Annotated in this window: 21 protein-coding genes; 10 read left to right on the top strand and 11 right to left on the bottom strand. The window is 72.9% G+C overall.

Features of this window, described 5'->3' with window-relative positions; genetic code table 11:
• Positions 1 to 42: 42 nt before the first annotated feature.
• Positions 43 to 708: a DUF305 domain-containing protein gene (locus ACZ6BB_RS24085; protein ID WP_471617226.1), complete on the top strand. Its 666-nt coding sequence runs from the start codon at positions 43 to 45 to the stop codon at positions 706 to 708.
• Between the two features lie 30 nt (positions 709 to 738).
• On the opposite strand, the gene ACZ6BB_RS24080 is transcribed toward ACZ6BB_RS24085, so the two are convergent.
• Positions 739 to 1215, bottom strand: coding sequence for a DUF6214 family protein (locus ACZ6BB_RS24080; RefSeq protein WP_471617345.1), 477 nt, complete (start codon positions 1213 to 1215; stop codon positions 739 to 741).
• 225 nt (positions 1216 to 1440) lie between these two features.
• Here ACZ6BB_RS24080 and ACZ6BB_RS24075 point away from each other — a divergent pair, with 225 nt between their 5' ends.
• Positions 1441 to 2793, top strand: a complete 1353-nt coding sequence (locus ACZ6BB_RS24075) for an FAD-dependent oxidoreductase (protein WP_471617225.1) — start codon at positions 1441 to 1443, stop codon at positions 2791 to 2793.
• 315 nt (positions 2794 to 3108) lie between these two features.
• Here ACZ6BB_RS24075 and ACZ6BB_RS24070 read toward each other — a convergent pair whose 3' ends face one another.
• Positions 3109 to 4413: an SGNH/GDSL hydrolase family protein gene (locus tag ACZ6BB_RS24070; RefSeq protein ID WP_471617224.1), complete on the bottom strand. Its 1305-nt coding sequence runs from the start codon at positions 4411 to 4413 to the stop codon at positions 3109 to 3111.
• 184 nt (positions 4414 to 4597) lie between these two features.
• Positions 4598 to 5923, bottom strand: a complete 1326-nt coding sequence (locus ACZ6BB_RS24065; protein ID WP_471617223.1) for an extracellular catalytic domain type 1 short-chain-length polyhydroxyalkanoate depolymerase — start codon at positions 5921 to 5923, stop codon at positions 4598 to 4600.
• 452 nt (positions 5924 to 6375) lie between these two features.
• Here ACZ6BB_RS24065 and ACZ6BB_RS24060 point away from each other — a divergent pair, with 452 nt between their 5' ends.
• Both ACZ6BB_RS24060 and ACZ6BB_RS24055 read left to right on the top strand, forming a co-directional pair.
• A complete protein-coding gene (locus tag ACZ6BB_RS24060) occupies positions 6376 to 7356 on the top strand; it encodes a pectate lyase family protein (protein ID WP_471617222.1) in 981 nt (326 codons plus the stop codon).
• 44 nt (positions 7357 to 7400) lie between these two features.
• On the top strand, positions 7401 to 8183 hold the full coding sequence (locus tag ACZ6BB_RS24055; RefSeq protein ID WP_471617221.1) for a pectate lyase: 783 nt from the start codon (positions 7401 to 7403) through the stop codon (positions 8181 to 8183).
• 124 nt (positions 8184 to 8307) lie between these two features.
• Here the strand turns inward: ACZ6BB_RS24055 and ACZ6BB_RS24050 are convergent, their stop codons facing one another.
• Complete coding sequence (locus ACZ6BB_RS24050; RefSeq protein WP_471617220.1) at positions 8308 to 8895, bottom strand: Rv1733c family protein; 588 nt, start codon at positions 8893 to 8895, stop codon at positions 8308 to 8310.
• A 236-nt stretch (positions 8896 to 9131) separates the two neighbouring features.
• Between ACZ6BB_RS24050 and ACZ6BB_RS24045 the strand changes: the two genes are divergently transcribed.
• From ACZ6BB_RS24045 to ACZ6BB_RS24030, 4 genes are all read left to right on the top strand, one after another.
• Complete coding sequence (locus ACZ6BB_RS24045) at positions 9132 to 10217, top strand: WD40/YVTN/BNR-like repeat-containing protein (protein WP_471617219.1); 1086 nt, start codon at positions 9132 to 9134, stop codon at positions 10215 to 10217.
• A gap of 176 nt (positions 10218 to 10393) precedes the next feature.
• Positions 10394 to 11071 carry a uracil-DNA glycosylase gene (locus tag ACZ6BB_RS24040; protein ID WP_471617218.1) on the top strand — a complete coding sequence of 226 codons (678 nt, stop codon included), beginning with the start codon at positions 10394 to 10396 and terminating at the stop codon, positions 11069 to 11071.
• Positions 11068 to 12117, top strand: coding sequence for an N-acetylglucosamine kinase (locus ACZ6BB_RS24035; RefSeq protein ID WP_471617217.1), 1050 nt, complete (start codon positions 11068 to 11070; stop codon positions 12115 to 12117). Before ACZ6BB_RS24040 ends, ACZ6BB_RS24035 begins: the two co-directional genes overlap by 4 nt.
• A gap of 121 nt (positions 12118 to 12238) precedes the next feature.
• On the top strand, positions 12239 to 13162 hold the full coding sequence (locus tag ACZ6BB_RS24030; RefSeq protein ID WP_086022912.1) for a sirohydrochlorin chelatase: 924 nt from the start codon (positions 12239 to 12241) through the stop codon (positions 13160 to 13162).
• 245 nt (positions 13163 to 13407) lie between these two features.
• Here the strand turns inward: ACZ6BB_RS24030 and ACZ6BB_RS24025 are convergent, their stop codons facing one another.
• Positions 13408 to 14463 carry a lactonase family protein gene (locus ACZ6BB_RS24025; RefSeq protein WP_471617216.1) on the bottom strand — a complete coding sequence of 352 codons (1056 nt, stop codon included), beginning with the start codon at positions 14461 to 14463 and terminating at the stop codon, positions 13408 to 13410.
• 50 nt (positions 14464 to 14513) lie between these two features.
• Positions 14514 to 16061 (bottom strand): FUSC family protein, encoded by a 1548-nt coding sequence (locus tag ACZ6BB_RS24020; RefSeq protein WP_471617215.1) that lies wholly within the window; start codon positions 16059 to 16061, stop codon positions 14514 to 14516.
• A 269-nt stretch (positions 16062 to 16330) separates the two neighbouring features.
• Between ACZ6BB_RS24020 and ACZ6BB_RS24015 the strand changes: the two genes are divergently transcribed.
• The gene (locus ACZ6BB_RS24015; protein ID WP_471617214.1) at positions 16331 to 16822 is read left to right on the top strand and encodes an Lrp/AsnC family transcriptional regulator; all 492 of its coding nucleotides are present in this window, start codon (positions 16331 to 16333) and stop codon (positions 16820 to 16822) included.
• 303 nt (positions 16823 to 17125) lie between these two features.
• Here ACZ6BB_RS24015 and paaE read toward each other — a convergent pair whose 3' ends face one another.
• The 5 genes from paaE to paaA form a co-directional block, all read right to left on the bottom strand.
• A complete protein-coding gene (paaE, locus tag ACZ6BB_RS24010) occupies positions 17126 to 18301 on the bottom strand; it encodes a 1,2-phenylacetyl-CoA epoxidase subunit PaaE (protein WP_471617213.1) in 1176 nt (391 codons plus the stop codon).
• A complete protein-coding gene (gene paaD, locus ACZ6BB_RS24005; RefSeq protein ID WP_471617212.1) occupies positions 18301 to 18807 on the bottom strand; it encodes a 1,2-phenylacetyl-CoA epoxidase subunit PaaD in 507 nt (168 codons plus the stop codon). The genes paaE and paaD overlap by 1 nt, the downstream gene beginning before the upstream one ends.
• Entirely contained in the window at positions 18801 to 19628 is an 828-nt protein-coding gene (paaC, locus tag ACZ6BB_RS24000; RefSeq protein WP_471617211.1) for a 1,2-phenylacetyl-CoA epoxidase subunit PaaC, read from the bottom strand. The genes paaD and paaC overlap by 7 nt, the downstream gene beginning before the upstream one ends.
• A 10-nt stretch (positions 19629 to 19638) precedes the next feature.
• The gene (gene paaB / locus ACZ6BB_RS23995) at positions 19639 to 19905 is read right to left on the bottom strand and encodes a 1,2-phenylacetyl-CoA epoxidase subunit PaaB (RefSeq protein ID WP_028796737.1); all 267 of its coding nucleotides are present in this window, start codon (positions 19903 to 19905) and stop codon (positions 19639 to 19641) included.
• A 110-nt stretch (positions 19906 to 20015) separates the two neighbouring features.
• Entirely contained in the window at positions 20016 to 21020 is a 1005-nt protein-coding gene (gene paaA, locus ACZ6BB_RS23990) for a 1,2-phenylacetyl-CoA epoxidase subunit PaaA (protein WP_471617210.1), read from the bottom strand.
• 197 nt (positions 21021 to 21217) lie between these two features.
• Between paaA and paaK the strand changes: the two genes are divergently transcribed.
• A complete protein-coding gene (paaK, locus tag ACZ6BB_RS23985; RefSeq protein ID WP_471617209.1) occupies positions 21218 to 22549 on the top strand; it encodes a phenylacetate--CoA ligase PaaK in 1332 nt (443 codons plus the stop codon).
• The last annotated feature ends 207 nt before the right edge of the window (positions 22550 to 22756 follow it).

The raw sequence follows: 22756 nt of genomic DNA, 5'->3' as shown, positions 1-22756 counted from the left end.
CTCATGAGGTGTACGCCCGTTGCCGTGTCCCAGGAGGTCACTGTGCTCGTTCGCCGCACAACCCGCGCGCCGCTGGTCACGGCCTCACTGACGGCCGTCCTCCTGGCGCTCGCGGGCTGCGACTCGGGGTCCGGCGCGGACCCCGACGGCGGTTCCGCCAAGTCGGGCGGACCGGCGGTGATCGCCCCCGGAAAACCGGGTGAGGCGGCTCAAACCCTTTCGCCGGAAGAAGTTCAGGAACAGCGCGCGGAGGACGACGCTCCGAACTCCGCGGACTACGACTACGCCCGCATGATGATCGTGCACCACACCCAGGCGCTCGAGATGACCGAACTCGCCCCCGATCACGCCAAGTCGACCCAGGTGAAGCGGATCGCCGAGCGCATCTCGGCCGCCCAGAAGCCCGAGATCGAGGCCATGGAGGGCTGGCTGAAGGTCAACGACGCCGACAAGCACGGGTCTTCGCACGACCACGAGGCGATGCCCGGCATGGCGACCGAGGCCCAGATGAAGGAACTGGGCTCGCTGGACGGGGCGAAGTTCGACCAGCTGTTCCTGAAGCTGATGATCACCCACCACGAGGGTGCGATCACCATGGCCACGGACGTGAAGGCACAGGGCAACAACATCCTGGTCGAGGAGATGGCCGACGACGTGATCGCCCAGCAGGCGACGGAGATCAGCCGGATGCGTGACCTGACGACCTGACAGGTGCCCCTTCCCCGGCGGGGAGAGGGCTCAGCGCCGGGCGTGCCGGGGGCCGAGCAGGCCCTCGTCGCGCGCCCCGGCGATGAGCCGGAGCGACTTGCGGCGGCTGTGCCCGGTCGCGCACATCACGGCGAGGACCGGGTCGTGGCCGGACCGCTGCGCCGCGAGGTACTCCTCGGCCACCAGCCGCCGCCCCTCCACCCCGCGCGGCCATGCGGGCCTGGCGCGGCGCCCGGGTCCGTACGGGGTCTCCGGCCGCTCCTCGTCGAGGTACACGGGCGCGGTTCCGCAGGCCTCGAACAGCGGGCCCTCGATCCAGTCGGCCAGCTCCGTCAGGTCCTCCAGGGACAGCGGCGGCTGGGCGCGCACGTCCTCCAGGGACAGCCGGCCCTCGCAGACCACGGCGAGCATCTCGACCGCGGCGCCGTCCGGGAAGGCCAGCCGCGCGTCGAACCAGGCCGTGGCGCCGTCGTGCTCCTGCACCTCCCAGGCGGGCCACACGCTCACGGCGCCGTCCTGCCAGTGGCGGTCGGAAAGATTGAGAAAGGACGCTTCCAGCACATACGCAACGTAAGCGCATGATCACATTCACTGCGAATAGGCACGCATACCGGGGGCGCAGGGCACTCCGACGGCGCAGCACCCCCGCCCCGCCTCCGCGCCCCTCCCCCGGCGGGCCCGGTGGTGCGATCCTGGAGGCATCAGCGATCTCCTCGCGTAAGGAGTTCCGCCGTGCTGCGAGTCGCCGTCGTCGGTTCGGGGCCGAGCGGGTGCTACACCGCCCAGAGCCTCGTCCAGCAGGACCCGGGGGTGCTCGTCGACGTACTGGACCGGCTGCCCTGCCCGTACGGCCTGGTGCGCTACGGGGTCGCGCCCGACCACGAGAAGATCAAGTCGCTGCAGAACACCCTGCGTGCCGTGCTGGAGCACGAGCGGGTGCGCTTCCTCGGCGGTGTCCGGGTGGGCGCGGACGGGGTCCCGGCCGCCCGGCTGCGGGAGCTGTACCACGCGGTCGTGTACTGCGTGGGCGCCGCCGCCGACCGCCGGCTCGGCATCCCGGGCGAGGAGCTGCGCGGCAGCTGGTCGGCGACCGAGTTCGTCTCCTGGTACAGCGCCCACCCGGACGCGACGGGCCGCGCCTTCGGCGAACCCGTCCTCGGCGCGCGCACGGCGGTGGTCATCGGCGTCGGGAACGTCGCGGTGGACGTCACCCGCATGCTCGCGCGCGGCGCGAGCGAGCTGAGCCCCACCGACATGCCCCAGGCCGCCCTCGCCTCCCTCGCCGCGAGCGAGGTCACCCGGATCCACATGGTGGGCCGCAGGGGCCCCTCGCAGGCCCGCTTCACCACCAAGGAGCTGCGCGAGCTGAGCGCCCTGCCCGACACCCGGGTCGGCGTCAACCCGGCCGAGCTGGAGCTGGACCCGGACTACGTCGACCCGTCGTCCCTCCCCGCCGCACGGCGCCGCAATGTCGAGGTCCTGCGCGGCTGGGCCACGGCGCCCGCGCCGTCCGGCCGTCGCCGCATCCGGCTGCGCTTCTTCCTGCGCCCCGTCGAACTCCTCGCCGACGGCGACCGGGTCTGCGGCGTGCGCCTGGAGCGCACCGCACCCGACGCGCACGGCGGTGTGACCGGCACCGGCCGCTACGAGGAGATCGAGGCCCAGCTCGTCCTGCGCTCCGTCGGCTACCGGGGCGTCCCCCTCGACGGCCTCCCGTTCGACCCGGTCCACGGCACGGTCCCGCACGGCGCCGGGCGCGTGCTCCGCGACGGCGCGCCCTCGCCCGGCGAGTACGTGGCCGGCTGGATCAAACGCGGCCCGACCGGAGTGATCGGCACCAACCGCCCCTGCGCCAAGGAGACGGCGGCCTCGCTGCTGGAGGACGCGCCGGGGCTGGCGGTCCGGCAGGTGCCGGACGACCCGGTGGCGGCCCTGCGGGCCGAGGGGTGCGAGCCGGTCGAGTGGCGGGGCTGGCAGGCGATAGAGCGGGCCGAGGCGGCGCTCGGGGCCTCGCTGGGCAGAGGCGTGGTCAAGCTCCCCGACTGGGACTCGCTCATGACGGCTGCCCGCACCGGCCCACCCTGAGACGGGGCGGAGTCCACGGGGGCGTCGAGGAGCCCCGCCCCGAGACCGGCCCCCAGGTCGCCGCGGCGGCGGCCGTTCGCTCGGCCGTCCCGCCCGTGGGCCCGTCGGATGACCCCGCTGCCGCGCACGACGCACGTGCCGCACGGACCGCAGAGCCCGTGCGGCACAGTCCTGCCCGGCCGGGACCGCCGCGGCCCACGCGGCCCTCACGCGGGAACGAGACCGACGGGGCCGGGGGCCGAAACCGCCCGGTGACCGGGCGGTTTCGCCGGTGGGTCCAGGCGGGAGTGCCCTTCGGCGGCGAGGCCGTGCCGTTCACCCCCGCCGGAGCAGGCGGGCCGGGACCGCCTGGGCCAGGATCCGGTAGCCCTCCGGGTTGAGGTGCAGCCAGTCGCCGTCGTGGAGGCCGGGCTGGAGGCGGCCGGGGTTCTCCGGGTCGCGGACCGCGCGGTCGAAGTCGAGGACGGCGTCGAAGCGGCCGCTCGTGCGGATCCAGGTGTTGACCGCCTGCCGCGCCGCCTCACGGTGTCCGGCGGCGTCGTCGTACGGGCTGTTGCCGCCGAAGGGCAGGAGGGTCGCGCCGTAGACGCGGATGCCCTGGGCGTGGGCGCGGACGATGATCTGCTCGTAGGCGGCGACGAGGTCGGCGGTGACGCGCTGCTGTGCGGCGGGGGTGGCCTCGGCGGTGCCGAGGTCGTTGACGCCCTCGAAGACGATCAGCTGCTCCACGCCGCTGTGCGCCAGGATGTCGCGGTCCAGGCGGGCCAGGGCGTTGGGGCCGAGGCCGTCGTTGAGGACGCGGTTGCCGCCGGCGGCCAGGTTCACCACGGCCAGATGCCGGGTGCCGGGCCGCTGCTGGAGGCGGTCGAAGAGCTGGTCGGGCCAGCGGTTGTTGCCGTTGGTGGTGGAGCCCCGGCCGTCGGTGAGCGAGTCGCCGAGGACCGCGACCGAGGTCGTGGCACGCCGGGACAGCACCTCGATGTCGCTGAGCAGGTACCAGTGGTTGGTCGGGGTCGCGCCGGGGAGGTCCGTATCCTCGGTTCCGTCGCCGTGCCGGAGGTAGGAGGTGGTGCGGGAACCGGGGTGCGAGGTGAGGGCGAGCGACGCCTGGCCCTCGGCCAGGTACGCGGTCACGGTCAGGACGGTGGCCGGCGGCAGGGCGAAGTCCAGGGGGTCCGAGACCACCTGGGCGCCGACGGGTACGGTCGTGGACCTCCGGCCGCCGAACGTCACGGTCCGGGAGGTGCCCGGTTCGATCGCCGCGACGCCGGCCCGCCCGTCCAGCGGGAGGGCGACCGTCACGGCGGTCAGCGGCAGCGCGCTTCCGCCGAAGGCGTTGGAGAAGCGCAGGCGGACGCGGTCGCCGCCGGTGGTGACACGTACGGTCTGCCGCAGGGTGGTGTCGACCAGTACGGCCCGTTCCCCGGTGAACGGCGCCGGGGGCATGTTGCCCGGCTCGGTCAGCTGCGGCATGGCGGACCAGGTGTTCACCCAGTGCCGGGTGGAGGACGCCGTGCCGCCCGTGCCGGTCCCGCCCGTCCGCCGCGGGCTCTCGACCAGGGCGACCACGGCGGACGACGCCACCACCAGGGCCAGGGCGAGGACGCAGGTGGTGAGCACGATCGCGAGCGTCGACCGGTTCGACGGCCTGACGGGTCGTGGGGTGCTGAGCGGTCGCAAGGGCGGTGCCTTTCTCGGAGGTCGGGCAGGACGGACCGTCCCCGGGGCGCGCGCCGCGTCGGCGCGCGCCCCGGAACCAGCCGGCCGGTCGGTCGGTCGGCTGGTTCCGGGGCGTCAGGGCACGTCAACCATTCGTGCACGCCGTCCCGTTGAGCGTGTACGCCGAGGGCGCGGCGCTGTTGCCGGTGTGGTTGGCCTGGTAGCCGATGCTGACGCTCGCGCCGGGGGCGATCGCGGCGTTGTACGAGGCGTTGGTCGCGGTCACGGCGCCGCTCGCCGGGCTGTACGTGGCCCCCCAGCCGTTGGTGACGGTCTGTCCGGCGGGCAGGGTGAAGCCGAGCTTCCAGCCGTTGACGGCTGTCGTGCCGGTGTTGGTGAGGGTCACGGACGCGGTCAGGCCGGTGCTCCAGGCCTGGGTGGTGACGGTCACCTTGCAGGGTCCGGCCGGGGGCTGGGGCGCGGGGCCGGAGCCGTTCAGGCCGAAGAAGGTCAGGACACGCTCGGCCATGCCCCGGGCGTAGACGTTGTGGCCGGTGCCCTGGAGGCTGATGGCCTCGACGGGGGCGCGGTCACCGGTGCCGCCGTAGCGGGTGCGGGTCCAGCCGGACTGGGGCGAGTCGGTGGCCGCCGGTGTCTGGCCGACACCGTGCACATTGGTCCACTGCTTGATCTCCTCACCGAAGTTCGGGTAGCGCAGCACGTCGTCCGTGGTGCCGTGCCACAGCTGCATGCGCGGACGGGGTCCGGTGTAGCCGGGGTGGGCGCCGCGGACGAGGTCGCCCCAGGCCTGCGGGGTGCGGATGACGGTGCCGTTCGCACAGTCGCTGTTCCACTCGGAGCCGTTGGTGGTGGCGAAGCAGGCGAAGGGCACGCCCGCGAAGGCGGCGCCGGCGGCGAACACGTCGGGGTAGTCGCCGAGGAGTACGTTGGTCATCATCGCGCCGGAGGAGATGCCGGTGGCGAAGATCCTGCCGGTGTCGGCGCCGTAGGTGCGGACGGTCCAGTCGACCATCGACTTGATGCCCACGGGGTCGCTTCCGCCGCCGCGGGTCAGCGCCTGCGGGGAGGCGACGTCGAAGCACTTGCTGCTGCGGGTGACGGACGGGTACACGACGATGAACCCGAGGCGGTCGGCCAGCGAGGCGTACTCGGTGCCGTTGTACATCGCCGGTCCCGAGCCGGTGCAGTAGTGCACGGCCACCACGATCGCCGGCTTCGCGGTCACGTTCTCCGGCACGTACAGGTACATCTGCAGATTGCTGGGGTTGGCGCCGAAGCCGGTGATCTCGGTGAGTGCCGCCCGGGGAGCGGCCTCGGCCCCGGTGTCCGACGCGGCGGCCGCGGGCGCGGTGAGCAGCGTGGCCGCGAGCAGTGGCACCAGGGCCGCCAGCAGCGTGAGCAACGCCGAGCGCAGCGGTCCGCGCGCCCGGTCGTGGGGGGTGGGGGTCACGTCGTCGTGCCTTCCTGTGACGGGATCTGCGGGTGCGACAGAAGGGGGAACTCGGTTCAGGTCGGCGGCGGGAGCAGCATCGTGACATGGGCATGGCGGCCATGGAAGCGCTCCCACATGTCGAAAGAATTCGCTCCCGCCGCTCCGGCCGGGCGCCGGGCCCGACTCGCCGGAGACCGCCCACCGCGCCACCAGGACCGACCCGATGTCTTTTGCGCAAAGCGTTGACTAGAAAGCGCTTGCCCTCTACGTTCCGTTCAACAGTGTGAACCAGCGGCCGCCACCCCACCCCAGGGTTCAGGCGTGCCGGGACCCCACGCTCCCCGGGAAATCGCTCCACCTGCACGATCGAGGTCCAGGCCGCAGCCGCTCCACCCATGCGCATTGATCAGAAGAGTGAACTTCGTTCATTTACATGGCCCATCAGTGTCTTCCTGAAGGGACGCACCCGCATGCGTACCGTCCCCCCACGTGCACAGCCGCAAAGATTCGCCGCCCTGGTGGCCGCGGCCGCTGCCCTGGCGACCGCCGCCGTCCTCGTCCTGCCGCACGCGGCGACAGCGGCGGAGACCTCCCCGGTCGGCTTCGGCGCCGGGACCACCGGCGGCGGCAGCGCCGGCCCCGTCACCGTCTCGACGCTCGCCGCGTTCAGGACCGCCGTCGCCGGCGACAGCGCCAAGGTCGTCCGGGTGAGCGGCCTGATCCCGCTGAGCGGCCAGGTGGACCTCGGCTCCAACACCACGGTGCTCGGCGTGGGTCCGTCGTCCGGGTTCTCCGGCGGCGGCCTGCGGATCAAGGAGCGGACCAACGTCGTCGTCCGCAACCTGGACATCAGCAAGCCGGTCGCGCCCGCCGACGGGATCACGGTCCAGGAGTCCACGAAGGTGTGGATCGACCACAACTCCTTCTCCGCGGACCGCACGCACGACAAGGACCACTACGACGGCCTGTTGGACATCAACCACGGCTCGGACCACGTGACGGTGTCCTGGAACACCTTCAAGGAGCACTTCAAGGGCTCCCTGGTCGGTCACAGCGACAACAACGCCTCCGAGGACACCGGCCACCTGAGGGTGACGTACCACCACAACCACTTCAGCAACGTGTACTCGCGCGTCCCCAGCCTGCGCTTCGGCACCGGGCACTTCTACAACAACTTCGTCGACGGCGCCGAGACCGCCTGCCACTCGCGCATGGGCGCCCAGATGCTCGTGGAGAACAACGTCTTCCGCAACACGGGAGTCGCCGTCACCACGAACCGCAGCAGCGACGTGGACGGCTTCGCGAACCTGCGCGGCAACGACCTCGGTGGGGCCGCCACCGAGATCTCCCGGGTGGGCACCTTCACCGCCCCGCCCTACGGATACACCGCCGAGTCCGCCTCCTCCGTCGTCTCCTCGGTGACGTCGGGCGCGGGCGCCGGGAAGCTCTGAGAACCGCCACCCCCATCCGCTCGGACAACAGAAGGAACCGGGACATGACTTCTGCAGTACGTCCGCGTGTCCGCACACGCGCGCTGACCGGCACGCTCGCCGCGTTCAGCCTCTCGTTTGGCATGATCATGACTAGTGGGGCCACTCCGGCGAGCGCCGCCACCTGGCCGTCCGCCAACGGCAGCCAGCCGGTGTCCTCGACCATCTCGGTGTCCGGCACCCGGGACGGCGGAATGGTCCGCTACTACGGCAGCGGCGAGCTGGCCGGCGACGGCCAGGAGGAGGGCCAGGACCCGATCTTCAAGCTCGCGGCCGGCGCGACGCTGAAGAACGTCATCATCGGCGCGCCCGGCGCCGACGGCATCCACTGCGAGGGCAACTGCACCCTGCAGAACGTCTGGTGGGAGGACGTCGGCGAGGACGCGGCGACCTTCCGCGGCGGCTCCACCTACACGGTGACCGGCGGCGGCGCCCGGAAGGCGGCGGACAAGGTCTTCCAGCACAACGGGCCCGGCACCCTGAACATCTCCAACTTCGCGGTCAGCGAGTTCAAGACGCTGTACCGCTCGTGCGGCGACTGCTCCACGCAGTACACCCGCAAGGTGAACCTCAACAACATCGAGGTGACGGGGACGGGCTCCACCGCGCGGCTCGTCGGCATCAACGTCAACCGGGGCGACGTGGCGACCCTGCGGAGGATCACGATCCTCAACGACAGCGGCCGCAAGGTCGTCCCGTGCCAGAAGTACAACAACAACACCGCCGTCGGTACGGGCCCCGACAGCACCAACTGCCTGTACTCCTCCTCGGACATCACCTACAGGTGAGCCCGCTCCTCACCCACCGGTGAGTCCTGCGGCGGCCGGACGACGCCTCCCCCCACGGGCGTCGTCCGGCCGTCGGCCGTACGCGGGGCGGCGGTCACACCCTGACGCGCCGCCCCGACCGCGTTCACCAGATCTTGCGCTCCCAGAGCGGGCCGATCCGTGCCCACTCCACGTCCCACTGGTCCATCCGCCGCCGTTCCATCCGGCTCCGGACGAGCCGGCCGCCCACCAGGGGCACCGCGGCCGCGAACACACCCGCGAGACCGCCGACGAGCGTGGCGCGCAGCCGGGCCTGGGCCTTGCCGGCGGGCTTGGTGACCAGAAGGCCCTCGGCGTCCGTCCAGACGGTGACCCGGGCACCCATCAGGACGGCGGGGTCGACCCGGGCCTGTCCCGTGTGGGCGGAACCGTCCGGGGCCGTCCAGCGGACCTTCGCCCACACCTTCGCGGTTCCCGTGCCGGCGCCGTCGGGGGCGGACGGCTCCGGCGCGTCCTCGGTGAGCACCGCCTCGACCGGACGCCACTCGGCGCGCTGCCGGGCGAGACCGGACTCCACGGAGCCGGCGGCCACGAGGCCCATGGCCACCCCGCCGAACAGCGTCAGGGCCCAGGTGATCAGCACGACCCAGGACTCCAGTCGGTCGGCGCGTCTTCTGAGCGGATTGCGCCGCCATCGCCACAGCCACACCTTCGGACCACGGAATGCCACCATCGGAGGCACCCTCCCTCGCACGCACAGGACTGCCGGACCGCTCTCCCATACGGCGGCGGCCCGCCCTCTGCTCATGCGACGTGGGTCACCCCGCCCTCGCCGGACGGCCGCCGGACCGCCCTTCGCATCCCTCCACGCCCGCTGAGCTGCGGCGAAGCCGTGTCGGGGGGTGACTGTCAGTGCTGGGGTGCAGACTGACCCATGGCTGAGACGACGATGTCCAGGAGGTGGCCGGCATGGCCGAGGTACTGCTCACCGTAGGCACACGCAAGGGGCTGTTCATCGGCCGGCGGCGCGGAGGCACCTGGCAGTTCGACGAGGCTCCGTACTTCAACGCGCAGGCGGTCTACGCGATCGCCGTCGACACCCGTACGGACACCCCCCGGCTCCTCGTCGGCGGCGACAGCGCGCACTGGGGCCCCTCCGTCTTCCACTCCGACGACCTCGGCCGCACCTGGACCGAGCCGACCCGGCCGGCCGTCAAGTTCCCCCAGGACACCGGGGCCTCGCTGGAGCGCGTGTGGCAACTGCACCCGTCGGCCGCGGAGCCGGACGTGGTGTACGCGGGCACGGAACCGGCCGCGCTCTACCGTTCCGAGGACCGGGGGGTGAGCTTCGCACTGGTGCGGCCGCTGTGGGAGCACCCGACGCGCGACAGGTGGGTGCCGGGCGGCGGTGGCGAGGGGCTGCACACGATCCTGACCGACCGGCGCGACGCGCGAGCGATGACCGTGGCCGTCTCCACCGCCGGGGTGTTCCGCACCGAGGACGGCGGTGCGAGCTGGTCGCCCTCCAACTCCGGTGTCTCGGCGGTGTTCCTGCCGGACCCGAACCCGGAGTTCGGCCAGTGCGTGCACAAGGTCACCCGGGACGCGGTGAACCCCGACCGGCTGTACCTGCAGAACCACTGGGGGGTGTACCGCAGCGACGACGGGGGCGGGCAGTGGGAGGACATCGGGGCGGGCCTGCCCTCCACGTTCGGGTTCGCGGCCGTCGCCCATCCGCACCGCGGGGACACGGCCTACGTGTTCCCGATCAACGCCGACGCCGACCGCGTCCCGGCCGACCGCCGCTGCCGGGTCTACCGCACCACGGACGCCGGCAAGAGCTGGGAGCCGCTGTCGGCGGGGCTGCCGGCCGGGAACCACTACGGCACGGTCCTGCGCGACGCGATGTGCACGGACGACGCGGACCCGGCGGGCGTGTACTTCGGCAACCGCAACGGCGAGGTGTACGCGTCGGCCGACGACGGCGACACCTGGCACCAGTTGATGTCGCACCTGCCGGACGTGCTGTGCGTGCGCGCGGCGGTCGTCGGCTGAGTCGGGGAGCACCGGAAGAAGAAGGAAGAAGAGGGCAGAAGAAGGGGGAGGCCGGTTGTCCACGCCGTCACCAAGTCGGGCCGCGGGCAGTCGTGTTCGGGTGCAGAACGGTCGTCATCGATCAGCCGTCGGCCACCGGTTGATCGTCACGGCCATCACGGCAGTAGGGTGACGCCGTGGCACCACGACCGTTGCATGAGATCGTCGAATCCGGCTGGGCGAAGGCCCTCGAACCCGTGGCCGGGAGGATCGCCGAGATGGGCGACTTCCTGCGCGGTGAGATCGCCGCGGGACGCACCTACCTCCCCGCCGGAGCCCACGTCCTGCGGGCGTTCCAACAGCCTTTCGACGACGTCCGCGTCCTCATCGTGGGACAGGACCCCTACCCGACCCCGGGTCACGCGGTGGGACTGTCCTTCTCGGTCGCGCCGGAGGTACGGCCGCTGCCGGGCAGCCTGCTCAACATCTACCGGGAGCTGAACACCGACCTCGGCCTCTCCCAGCCCTCCAACGGCGATCTGACGCCGTGGACGCGGCAAGGGGTACTGCTGCTCAACAGGGCGCTCACCACGGCCCCCCGTAAGCCGGCCGCGCACCGGGGCAAGGGCTGGGAGGAGGTCACCGAGCAGGCGATACGGGCACTGGCCGGGCGGGGGAAGCCGCTGGTGTCCATCCTGTGGGGCCGGGACGCCCGCAACCTCCGCCCGCTCCTCGGCGACCTGCCGTCCATCGAGTCCGCCCACCCCTCCCCCATGTCGGCCGACCGGGGCTTCTTCGGCTCGCGCCCCTTCAGCCGGGCGAACGACCTGCTGGCCCGCCAGGGCGGCACTCCCGTGGACTGGCGTCTGCCGTGACCGGCGGCGAGCCCCCCGTCGTGCTCGCCGTGGACTCGGGCGGCTCCGGGCTCCGGGCGGTACTGGCCCGGGGCACGCGGAGGCTGGGCGAGCCGATGTCCTCCCGGGAGCCGGTGGGGACCGGGGCACGCGGTATCGACGCCGGGGAGTTGCTGGAGCGGTTGCTGCCCATGGTGCGGCGCCTGACCGACGAGGCGGGGTGCGGCGGGCCGGTCGCCGTGGCCGTCGGGGCCGCCGGGTTCGCGACGCTCGGCGAGCAGCTGCGTGCCGAACTGCCGTCGGCGCTGACCCGCGAGCTGGGCGTGCGGCGGATGGCGCTGGCCGCAGACGCGGTCACCGCGTACACCGGTGCCCTCGGCCTGCGCCCGGGTGCGGTGGTCGCGGCCGGCACGGGGCTGATCGCGGTCGGCACGGACCTGGAGCGCTGGCATCGGGCGGACGGCTGGGGCCATCTGCTCGGGGACTGCGGCGGCGGGGCGTGGATCGGGCGGGCGGGACTGGAGGCGGCGCTGCGGGCGTACGACGGACGGAGCGGCGGCTCGGCCCGGCTGCTGGCGCGCGCCGAAGCGTCGTTCGGCCCGATGGACGGGCTGCCCGGCCGGCTCTACCCGCGGCACGACCGCCCGGCGGTCCTGGCGTCCTTCGCGCCCGAGGTGGGCGCCTGCGCCGTGGACGACCCGGTGGCGGCGGAGATCCTGCGCGAGGCGGCCCGGCACATGGCCGACGCCGCGGCTGCCGTCTGCCCCGCCTCGGGCGAACCACGAGTGGCCCTGACCGGCGGTCTGTTCAAGCTGGGCGCGCCCCTGCTCGACCCGCTGGAGGCGGAGGTGGCGAAGCTGCTGCCGCACGCGCCGCTGGTGCCGGCCGAGGGTGATCCGCTGGACGGTGCCGTGCGTATCGCGGCCGCACTGGCCGGTGACGGCCCCGGGTTGCCGTACGACGAGCGGATGTTGTACGTGGTGACCGAAAAGCAGTCCCCGCAAAAGGGAACAATCAAGCCTGTCGGACAAGACCCGCCGTTCACCCCCAAGAACACCCCTCGATAGATATATGCGGGAGTGATCGACCCTGATCGGCCCGTAACTCATCAGACAAATCAGGACGGATACCGCTCACCTGCACCCTCCCCGAACAGGGGAGCCCAAGAAGCCAGTAACATGCGGCGCCATGAGCTCCCCCACTGGGCCCGCGTCCGGCCTGCCAGTACGAATGCCGCGACCCCGCCAGCCCGGGCGGCACCGCCGCCCGGAGCCCCTGGCGGCTCCCGAGGGCGCGCCCGCGCTCGTCCTCGCGGTGCCCGGCACGCCCAGCGCCGCCACGCGCGGCCTCGCCGAGGAGGTCGTGAGCATCGCGCGCTCCGAGCTGCCCGGCCTCGACGCCCGCATCGGCTATGTCGACGGTGGCGCCGACGAGTTCCCCACGCTGCAGTCGGTGCTCGCGCGCGCCGCCGAGGAGCGCACCGCCCGCTACGAGCAGGCGCGCGCCGCCGGACTGGACGTCAAGGAGCCGGAGGGCCTCGTCGCCGTCGTCGTTCCCCTGCTGGCCGGCCCGGACAGCGCCACTCTGCGGCAGGTGCGTCAGGCCGTGATGGAGAGCCGTATCGCGGCCGAGCTGACCGATGTGCTCGGCCCGCACCCGCTGCTCGCCGAAGCGCTGCACGTCCGCCTGTCCGAGGCCGGTCTGGCGCGTGCCGACCGGGCCCGGCTGTTCACCGTGGCCACCGCCGCCGACGGCATCGTCCTCGCCACCGTGGGCGGCGAGGAGGCCGTGCAGGCCGCCGGGATCACGGGCATGCTGCTGGCCGCGCGTCTCGCGGTGCCGGTGATGGCCGCCGCCCTCGATCAGGAGGGCTCGATCACCTCCGTGGCCGAGCAGCTGCGTTCCTCGGGCTCCCAGCAACTTGCGCTCGCCCCGTACCTGATAGGGCCGGAGATCGACGCCGGTCTGATCGAGGCGGCCGCGAAGGAGGCGGGCTGCTCCGCCGCCGAGGCGCTCGGCCCCTACCCGGCGATCGGCAAGCTGGCGCTCGGCAAGTACACCACCGCGCTCGGCATCGCGCCGCAGCAGCCGCAGGGCATGCCGGTCCGCTGAGCCCGGTTCTTCGATCCGGACCGCGACCCGTACGGCCGAGGGCCCGCTCCTCTCGCAGGAGCGGGCCCTCGGCCGTGTCCGCGTCCGGGTCGTCCTCGGACGCCCAGGACGCGGACGCCCAGGACGGGGAGGCGCAGGACCCGGACATGCAGGACCCGGACATGCAGGACCCGGACATGCAGGACCCGGACATGCAGGACCCGGACGTGCAGGACTCGGACGTGCAGGACTCGGACGTGCAGGACTCAGACGTCCAGGACGACGCACGAGGCCGCCGGCGCCTGGATCGAGCCGCCTCGCACCGGTACGCCCGTCTCCGGGTCCACCGTGAACCAGGTGACGTCGCCCGACCGCTCGTTGGCCACGTACAGCGTTCCGGCCGCGTGGGCGAGGGCACGCGGCCAGTGGCCGCCGCAGGGCACGGTCGCGACCAGGCGCAGCCCGGCGTCCTCGACGGCGAGCACCGAGAGGACGTCCGTGCCGCGGGTGGCCGTCCACACGAAACGCCCGTCGGGTGACGTGACGATGCCCGAGGGGTACGCGTCGCCCTCGGGTGCCTCCGGAAGCACCGAGGTCTCTCCGAGCGCCTCCAGCGGGCCGTCAGGGGCGTTCCAGCGGCACACCGTGACCGTGGCGGCGAGTTCGTTCAGCACATGCACGAACAGCTCGTGCGGCCCGTGCGGGTGGAGAGCGAGGTGGCGGGGCCCCGAGCCCGGCCGCAGGGCCGTCTCGTGGAGCACGACGGGGACGCCGTCCTCCAGCGCGCACACCCGCACCGAGTCCGTGCCGAGGTCGACGCCGAGGAAATGGCGGCCTCCCGGGGCGGGCACCACCTGGTGGGCGTGCGGGTCCCGGCGACGGGGGCCGGCACCCGAGCCGGTGTGCCGGAGCGTTCCGGACGCGGAGGCGGCGAGGGTGCCGTCGGGGCGCAGGGGAACGGCGGTGACGCTGCCGGAGCCGTGGTCAGCGGTCAGTACGTGGCCGGCGTGCAGACACAGGTGCGTGGGGCCGCCGCCCACGGCCACGGGGGGCCCGGTCAACTCGGGCCTGTCGCCGGTCACCCGGTAGGCGGCCACCGCTCCCTCGGGTCGCTCGCTGACCGCGTAGAGGGTCTCGCCGTCCGGGGAGAGGGCGAGGTAGGACGGGTCGGGGACGTCGTCCGCGCCGCCGAGGACGGTCAGCGCTCCGCTGTCCTCGTCCACGGCGGCGGTGAGGACGCCGAGACCGCCCGCCGAGGTGAACGATCCGATGTAGGCCCGTCGCGGCCGCCGTCCGCCCTTGGCCCGAGGCGTTGTCGTCACTGCCGTCCCCTCCCGCTCGCCCGGTGTGCGGGCGAACAGTAGCAGCAGGTCTAGACCAAAGTCTGTACGAGGGAGGAGCCGCGCAGCGGAGGGGCCAGGTCCGCGAGGGCGCGTTCCAGGCCGTGGAGGTGTGCGAGAGCCTGTTCCGCGCCGGGGTGACGGCCGGTGTGTGGTGCGCCGGCATGCACCGGGGCGGGGCACTCGGGAAGCGCGCCGACCAGCGACTCGACGGCCGACTCGACGCGGCGGCAGGCGGCGTCGAGGCGGGCCGCGTGGGAGGCGTCCGGGTCGGCGCCGACGGCCCAGGGGCCGGGCGTGCGAGGTCCACCGTGGGAGGCCCGCACCACCTCCCCGAGTCCCCGGGCCTCGCGGGCGCACTCGTCGAGCAGGGCGAGCACCCGACGGGCCCTCTCCTTGCGTGGGCGCAGCGGGTTCAGCGGGTGGACCAGGGGCCCGAGGGACAGCCGTACCCGCCCGAGGAGCGCCTCCAGTTCCGCCACGTGCGGCGCCGGGTCCGCGTCGGGGTCCCCCGCCAGGCGCCGGGCCGCCGTCGCGGTGCAGTCGCGCACCGCGTGCAGGGCCCGCCCCACCCACCGGTCGGTGACCGCGTGCGTGGTGACGGGGAGGATCAGCGCCACGGCGAGCGCGGCGCCGAGCGCGCCGACCCCGGTCTGTGCCAGACGGAGGCCGAGGAGGGCGGGGTCGAGGACGCCGAGGAGACCGTAGAGCAGGGCCGCCATGACGGTGACGCACAGCATCATCCAGGAGTACGACACGGCGGCGGTGTAGAAGATGCCGAACACGCACACGGCCACCAGTGCGGCGGTCGGGGCCGGGGCGCCGTGCAGGGGGACGGCGACCAGGAGGCCGACGAGGATGCCGGTGACCGTGCCGAGGAGGCGCCGGAAGCCCCGGACCAGGGTCTCGCCGCGCGAGGTGGTGTTCACGAAGATCCACCAGGCGGTGCCGACGGCCCAGTACCAGCGCTCCTGCGAGAGGACCTGCCCGACGGCCATCGCGAAGGCGCAGGCGGCGCTCGCCTGGAAGGCCTGGCGGGTGGTGGACCGTGCGAGTCCCCGGCCGTCGCCGGGGGCGGGGGCCGCCGGCGGCGGGAAGCGCCGCTCGACGCACCAGACGCCGAAGCGCACGGCCGAGGTCGCCGCCAGCGCGAGGGTCATCGCCGCGTACAGCTCCGGCAGCTGGCCGGGGACGGCGTGCAGGAACTGGGTGACGAAGAAGGTCATGAAGGCGAAGATGCCGAGCGCGTGGCCGCGTGGCCCCCAGCGGCGGGCATGGACGCCGCAGAAGATCACCACGAGCCAGACCGTGTCGCGCAGTGCCGGCACGTCGTGCAGCACCGTCGCGAGGGCCAGGACCGGGAAGCCCGCGGCGGGCAGCAGTGCGGTGGTGAGCGCCTGGCCGCGCACGGTGGGGTCGGCGACGGTGAAGAGGGCCAGGAGCGCCGCGAGCCCGCCCGTGATCGAGGCCGTCAGGGACAGCCCGGCCGCCTCCGCCGAGGCCACCGCGAGACCGATGCCGAGCACCGCCCGCAGCGCGACCCGCAGCCTCAGCAGCCCCGGGTCCGGAGCCATGAACATCCTCTTCACCGTCGGCCGCCCGCCCTCTCCCGTTCGCTTCGGCCCGTGCGGGCCCCCGAGGCCCGCCCACTGGAGCCCTGCCACGCCGTCACGGCATGGAAATGGCGCCGCGGGCACGGACCGGCCTCATTGCCGTCCTGCGCTGCGCGGCGCCATCGATGGTCATCAGGAAAGCACCGGAGGCCCGATGGCTCAACCGGCACGCTTTTCACTGGGCCATTGGTACAGTCAGCCCCGGTCGACGGACGACAGAGGGAGGCCAACGGACCATGGCCGTGGACGAGCTCGACACGCGCATCCTGCGGCTGCTGCTGGACCAGCCGCGCACCAGCGTGCGGGAGTACGCCCGCATCCTCGGCGTCGCCCGGGGCACGCTGCAGGCCCGCCTCGACCGGCTGGAACGCGAGGGCGTGATCACGGGGACCGGGCCGTCCCTCTCCCCCGCCGCGCTCGGCCACCCCGTGCTGGCGTTCGTGCACATCGAGGTGACACAGGGACACCTGGACGACGTGGGGGACGCGCTGGCGGCCGTACCGGAGATCATCGAAGCCTTCTCGATCACCGGCGGCGGCGATCTCCTGACCCGGGTCGTGGCCCGGGACAACGCGCATCTGGAGGACGTCATCCAGGCGCTGATCAGCCTTCCGGGGGTCGTGCGCACGCGCACGGAGGTCGCGCTCAGGGAGCGGGTGCCCCACCGGCTGTCGCCGCTGGTGGAGTCGATCGGCGCGGCGGCGGGCCGGGCGGCGACGCGGAACTGAGCGGCCGCGGGCGGGGGTGAGGGGTGGTGGGTTCGTTCGTTCGGGTGCGGGTCCGGTGGGGGCTGGTCGCGCAGTTCCCCGCGCCCCTGAAAAGCAGGGGCTGCGCCCCGTGTCTTTCGGGGCCCGTAGGGCCGTGTCTTCCAGGCCCGCAGGGGCCTGGGCTTCCAGGCCCGCAGGGGCTGATGCTTTTAGGGGCGCGGGGAACTGCGCGAGAAGCCCCACCGGACCCGCACCCGAACCACGACCGGATCCACCACCACCGACCCGACCCGCCCCGCCCCCGCCCCCGACCCCGCCCCACCCTCACGTGTCGAAGTCGACCGTCAGCGTCTCCGACACCGGGTACGACTGACAGGTCAGGACATACCCCGCCGCCACCTCCGCCGGTTCGAGCGCGAAGTTGCGGCGCATGTCGGCCTTCCCGTCGGTGACCAGCGCCCGGCAGGTTCCGCAGACGCCGCCCTTGCAGGCGAACGGCAGGTCGGGGCGGGTGCGTTGGGCGCCTTCCAGGATGCTCCGCTCGCGGGGCAGCGCGGCGGTGGTGGAGCGGCCGTCGAGGGTGACCGTGACCTCGCTGACGGGCCCCTCTACGGCGGCCTCCTCGTGCCGGGCCTCCCGTACGGGCTCGTCGTCGGCGTAGAACAGCTCCTGGTGGACACGGTCGTCCGGCACTCCGAGTCCGGCCAGGACCTCCTGGGCGTCACGGACCATGCCGTGCGGACCGCACAGCCACCAGTGGTCGGCGGTGCCGACGTCGACCAGGGAGCCGATCAGCGCCGAGAGCCGGTCGGCGTCCAGGCGGCCGGAGAGCACCTCGGCCTCACGGGGTTCACGGGACAGGACGTGCGCGAGCTGGAAACGGGCCGGGTACAGGTCCTTCAGGTCGGCCAGCTCGTCGGCGAACATCACCGTGCCGCTGCGGCGGTTGCCGTAGAAGAGGGTGACGGCCGAGGAGGGGTCGGCGGCCAGCACGGACTCGGCGATGGAGACCATGGGCGTGATGCCGGAGCCCGCCGCGATCAGTACATGGTGGCCCGGGGTGGCGAGGTCGGGGGTGAAGGACCCGGTGGGGCCCATGACCTCGACGGTGTCGCCGGGCCGTACGTCGCCGACGAGCCACGACGAGAACAGCCCGCCCGGCACGACCCGTACACCGATGCGCGGCGTCGTACCGGCCGGCGAACAGATCGAGTACGAGCGGCGTTCGTCGCGTCCGTCGATCTCGCGCCGCAGGGTCAGCGACTGTCCGGGCGCGAACGCGAACTCCTGCGCCAGTTCCGCCGGGATCGCGAACCCGACGGCCACGGCGTCCTCGCAGAGCGGCTCCACGGAGGCGACCCGCAGGGCGTGGAAGGCCGGACGGCGGCGGGTGCGTACCGCCGGGGTGACGGAACCGGCCGGCACCGGCGCGGAGGGAACGGCCGGGGCGGGCGCCCCGGCCCGCGGGCCTCCCGTCGGTTCTTCCTTGAGGCCTTCCATCAGATCTCCTTGACGTGCTCGAACGGCTCGCGGCAGGCGCGGCAGCGCCACAGGGACTTGCAGGACGTGGCGGCGAAACGGGAGGTCTCCTCGGTGTCCGCCGAGCCGCAGAGCGGGCAGGCCACCGACCGCCGGGTGGGTGACAGCAGGAGGGGGACCGGGCCCCGGGGTGCCGCGCCGGGTGGGGCGATGCCGTGTTCGGTGAGTTTGCGGCGGCCCGTGTCGGTGATCCAGTCGGTGGTCCACGGGGGGTTCAGGACCGTGCGGATCTCCACCCGCGCGTACCCGGCGGCGCTCAGCCGGGCCGCCACGTCGGCGCGCATCTCGGCCATGGCCGGGCAGCCGGAGTAGGTCGGGGTCAGACTCGCGACCACCGTGCCGTCCTCCGTCAGCTCGACGTCCCGCAGGACGCCGAGGTCGGCGAGGGTCAGCATGGGCAGCTCGGGGTCCGGCACCTGCTCGGCGATGTGCCGGGCGCGCCGTGCCTCGGTCGGCGTGGTCACCATGTCGCCTCCGGATGGGCGCGGGCCACGCTCTGCAACTCGGCCAGCAGCGGCGCCAGATGCTCGGTGTGGTCGCCGGCGCGTCCCGCGCCCGACAGCGGCCGGTACACCGGCATGGGCAGCCCGGCCGCCTCGGTGACCTGGCGGAGCACGTCGACGACCTCGTCCCGTACGTCGTGGGCGGTGAACAGCTCGCCGAAGTACGGGGCGGCCTGCTCCATAGCCCGGCGCATCCGCCGGTGCGACTCCTGCGTGCCGTCGCCCAGGCGAACGGCCCATTCGGCGGCGTACTGGCGGTGGTAGGTCAGCTCCTTCACGCCCTTCGCCGCGATCGCCGCGAGCACCGGGTCGGGGTGCTCCGCCAGTTGCTCGAAGTGCGCGAGGCGCCAGCTGGACAGCACGAGCAGCCGGACGATCGAGAACGCGAAGTCACCGCAGGGGAGTTCGGCGAGGCGGACATTGCGGAAGTCGCCGGCGTCCCGGAAGTAGGCGTACGCGTCCTCGTCGCGGCCGGTGCCGTCGACCTGGCCCGCGCGGGAGTACAGCAGACGGGCCTGGCCGAGGAGGTCGAGGCCGATGTTGGCGAGGGCGACCTCCTCCTCCAGTTCGGGCGCGCGGGTGGTCCACTCGGCGAGCCGCTGGGCGCTGACCAGCGCGTCGTCGGCCAACGACACACAGAGCGCGGCCAGTTCCCCGGCGTCCACGCCCTCGGGCACCGTGGTGTCCACGCCGTGCAGCGGGTCCTCGAAACCGGTCCCGTACGCCCAGCGGGCGTCGTCCTCGTGTCCCTCGGCGAGGGACAGGTAGACGTGGTCGTCACTCATACCCTGCTCCTCAGATGTGCGGGACGTCGTCGGGGATGTCGTAGAACGTGGGATGGCGGTACACCTTGTCGGCGCTGGGCTCGAAGAAGGGATCCTTCTCGTCGCGGGTGGAGGCGGCGATGTGCTCGGAGCGCACCACCCACAGGGAGACGCCCTCGTTGCGGCGGGTGTAGAGGTCGCGGGCGTGGGTGAGGGCCATCTGGTCGTCGGCGGCGTGCAGCGAGCCGACATGGACGTGGTTGAGGCCGCGCTTGCCGCGCACGAAGACCTCGTACAGCGGCCAGTCGCCCTTGTCCGGGCCGGCCGCGCCCGCGTCGTTCGCGGGGGCTGTGCCACCGTCGCCCGTACGGGCCGCGCCTTCGCCGCTCGTACCGGTCGTGCCGCCGTTCATGCCGCCGTCCCCTTCCGGGCTCGTTCGTTCTGCCGGGCCGCGTGGGCGGTTGCCGCCTCGCGGACCCAGGCACCTTCCTCGTGGGCGGTCCGCCGCCGTTCCACCCGCCGCTCGTTGCACGGCCCGTCACCGGTGATCACGCGCTTCAGCTCCTCCCAGTCGGGGGTGCCGAAGTCGTGCCGGCCGCGCTCCTCGTTCCAGCGCAGTGCGGGGTCGGGCAGGGTCACGCCGAGCTTCTCCGCCTGCGGGACGGTCATGTCGACGAAGCGCTGGCGCAGCTCGTCGTTGCTGTGCCGCTTGATCTTCCAGGCCATGCTCCGGGCGGAGTTGGGCGAGGCGTCGTCGGGCGGGCCGAACATCATCAGCGAGGGCCACCACCAGCGGTTCACCGCGTCCTGGACCATCTCCCGCTGGGCGTCGGTGCCGCGCATCATCGTCAGCAGCAGCTCGTACCCCTGCCGCTGGTGGAACGACTCCTCCTTGCAGATCCGCACCATCGCACGCGCGTAGGGTCCGTACGAACTCCGGCACAGCGGCACCTGGTTGCAGATCGCCGCGCCGTCCACGAACCAGCCGATCACGCCCACGTCGGCGAAGCTCGCCGTCGGGTAGTTGAAGATCGACGAGTACTTCTGGCGGCCCTCGATCAGCCGCCGGGTCAGGTCCGCACGGTCCGCGCCCAGGGTCTCGGCCGCCGAGTACAGGTACAGCCCGTGGCCCGCCTCGTCCTGGACCTTGGCGAAGAGGATCGCCTTGCGGCGCAGTGAGGGCGCCCGGGTGATCCACTCGCCCTCCGGCTGCATGCCGATGATCTCCGAGTGGGCGTGCTGGGCGATCTGCCGGACGAGCGTCCTGCGGTAGCCGTCGGGCATCCAGTCGCGCGGCTCGATCCGCTGATCCCGCGCGATCGTCGCCTCGAAGTGCTCCAGCAGCGCGTCCTGGGCGTCCGGGGCTCCCTCGGCGTCCTGGGACGTCGCCCCGATGGAGTCTGTCGTCGTCATCGATACCAGCTTCCCAACCGACCATTCGTTCGGGAACAGTGTGACGTGATTCGAGCGGGCAGGCAAGACCCGTCCGCCTCTCGCCCGCGATCAGTGCCCTTCTTGACAGGCCCCGGCGCCCCTGGATTACATGACCGTGACGCACAGCAACCGAATGGTCGGTCGGCTCACGGGGCGGTGGGCACGAAGGAGTCGCGATGAGCAGCAGCCTGGGCGAACCACTCCCCCGCGACCTGCTGGACGAAGGCGAGCGCCTCACCCCCGAGCAACTGCGGGAACTCCAGCTCGACCGCCTGCGGGCGACCCTGCGGCACGCCTACGACAACGTCGAGCTGTACCGGAAGAAGTTCGACGCGGCCGGGGTCGGCCCCGACGACTGCCGGTCGCTCGACGACCTCGCCCGCTTCCCCTTCACCACGAAGGCCGATCTGCGGGACACCTACCCCTTCGGCATGTTCGCGGTGCCCATGTCCGAGGTACGGCGCGTGCACGCCTCCAGCGGCACCACCGGGCGCCCCACGGTCGTCGGCTACACGGAGAACGACCTCTCCTGCTGGGCGGACGTGGTCGCCCGCTCGATCCGGGCCGCCGGCGGGCGCCGGGGGCACAAGGTGCACGTCTCCTACGGCTACGGCCTGTTCACCGGGGGGCTGGGTGCGCACTACGGGGCCGAGCGCGCCGGCTGCACGGTGATCCCGGCCTCCGGCGGCATGACCGCCCGCCAGGTCCAGCTCGTCCAGGACTTCCAGCCCGAGATCATCATGGTGACCCCGTCCTACATGCTCACGCTGCTGGACGAGTTCGAGAAGCAGGGTGTCGACCCGCGCTCCACCTCCCTGGAGGTGGGCATCTTCGGGGCCGAGCCGTGGACGGAGGAGATGCGCCGGGAGATCGAGGAGCGGGCGGGTCTGCACGCGGTCGACATATACGGCCTGTCGGAGGTGATGGGCCCGGGTGTCGCGCAGGAGTGCGTGGAGACCAAGGACGGTCTGCACATCTGGGAGGACCACTTCTACCCCGAGGTGGTCGACCCGCTCACGGACGCCGTCCTGCCTGAGGGCGAGGAGGGCGAGATCGTCTTCACCTCCCTCACCAAGGAGGCCCTGCCGATCATCCGGTACCGCACCCGCGACCTGACCCGGCTGCTGCCCGGCACCGCCCGCCCCGCGTTCCGCCGGATGCGCAAGGTCACCGGCCGCTGCGACGACATGATCATCCTGCGGGGGGTGAACGTGTTCCCCAGCCAGATCGAGGAGATCGTGCTGCGCACACCCGACGTGGCCCCGCACTTCCAGGTCCTGCTGACCCGGCGGGGCCGTATGGACCACATGACGGTCCGGGTCGAGGCACGGCCGGGCACGGGCGCCGACGGCCGGGATGCCGCGGCCGCGGCGATCGGCCGGGCGGTCAAGGACGGGGTGGGCGTGACGGTGGAGGTGACGATCGTGGACCCGGAGACCCTGGAACGCTCGGTCGGCAAGATCAAACGGGTGAAGGACCTCCGCGACGTCCCCGGCTCGCCTGGCTGACGACTCCGGGCCGGGGGTGAGGGGCGACGGGTCGTTCGTTCGAGTGCGGGTCCGGTGGGGGCTGGTCGCGCAGTTTCCCCAGGCCCTGGAAGCCCAGGCCCGGCGAGCCTGGAAGCCCAGGCCCTGCGGGCCTGAAGGACACGGCCCTTCGGGGCCTGACAAGACAGCGGCCCTTCAGGCCCGGAAGACGACGGCCTTCAGGCCCGG

This window comes from Streptomyces sp. NPDC041108, assembly GCF_055592645.1.
The sequence above is the reverse complement of the archived record's forward strand: the minus strand, read 5'-3'. Positions and strand labels throughout refer to the sequence as shown.

Bases quoted from the DNA above. Each gene is read 5' to 3' on its own strand.
- ACZ6BB_RS24045 (WP_471617219.1), top strand. From the start codon at position 9,132: ATGGCCGAGGTACTGCTCACCGTAGGCACACGCAAGGGGCTGTTCATC.
- ACZ6BB_RS24015 (WP_471617214.1), top strand. From the start codon at position 16,331: ATGGCCGTGGACGAGCTCGACACGCGCATCCTGCGGCTGCTGCTGGAC.
- ACZ6BB_RS24060 (WP_471617222.1), top strand. From the start codon at position 6,376: ATGCGTACCGTCCCCCCACGTGCACAGCCGCAAAGATTCGCCGCCCTG.
- paaE (WP_471617213.1), bottom strand. From the start codon at position 18,301: ATGGAAGGCCTCAAGGAAGAACCGACGGGAGGCCCGCGGGCCGGGGCG.
- ACZ6BB_RS24050 (WP_471617220.1), bottom strand. From the start codon at position 8,895: ATGGTGGCATTCCGTGGTCCGAAGGTGTGGCTGTGGCGATGGCGGCGC.
- ACZ6BB_RS24020 (WP_471617215.1), bottom strand. From the start codon at position 16,061: ATGTTCATGGCTCCGGACCCGGGGCTGCTGAGGCTGCGGGTCGCGCTG.
- paaD (WP_471617212.1), bottom strand. From the start codon at position 18,807: ATGGTGACCACGCCGACCGAGGCACGGCGCGCCCGGCACATCGCCGAG.
- ACZ6BB_RS24055 (WP_471617221.1), top strand. From the start codon at position 7,401: ATGACTTCTGCAGTACGTCCGCGTGTCCGCACACGCGCGCTGACCGGC.
- paaC (WP_471617211.1), bottom strand. From the start codon at position 19,628: ATGAGTGACGACCACGTCTACCTGTCCCTCGCCGAGGGACACGAGGAC.
- paaK (WP_471617209.1), top strand. From the start codon at position 21,218: ATGAGCAGCAGCCTGGGCGAACCACTCCCCCGCGACCTGCTGGACGAA.
- ACZ6BB_RS24030 (WP_086022912.1), top strand. From the start codon at position 12,239: ATGAGCTCCCCCACTGGGCCCGCGTCCGGCCTGCCAGTACGAATGCCG.
- paaA (WP_471617210.1), bottom strand. From the start codon at position 21,020: ATGACGACGACAGACTCCATCGGGGCGACGTCCCAGGACGCCGAGGGA.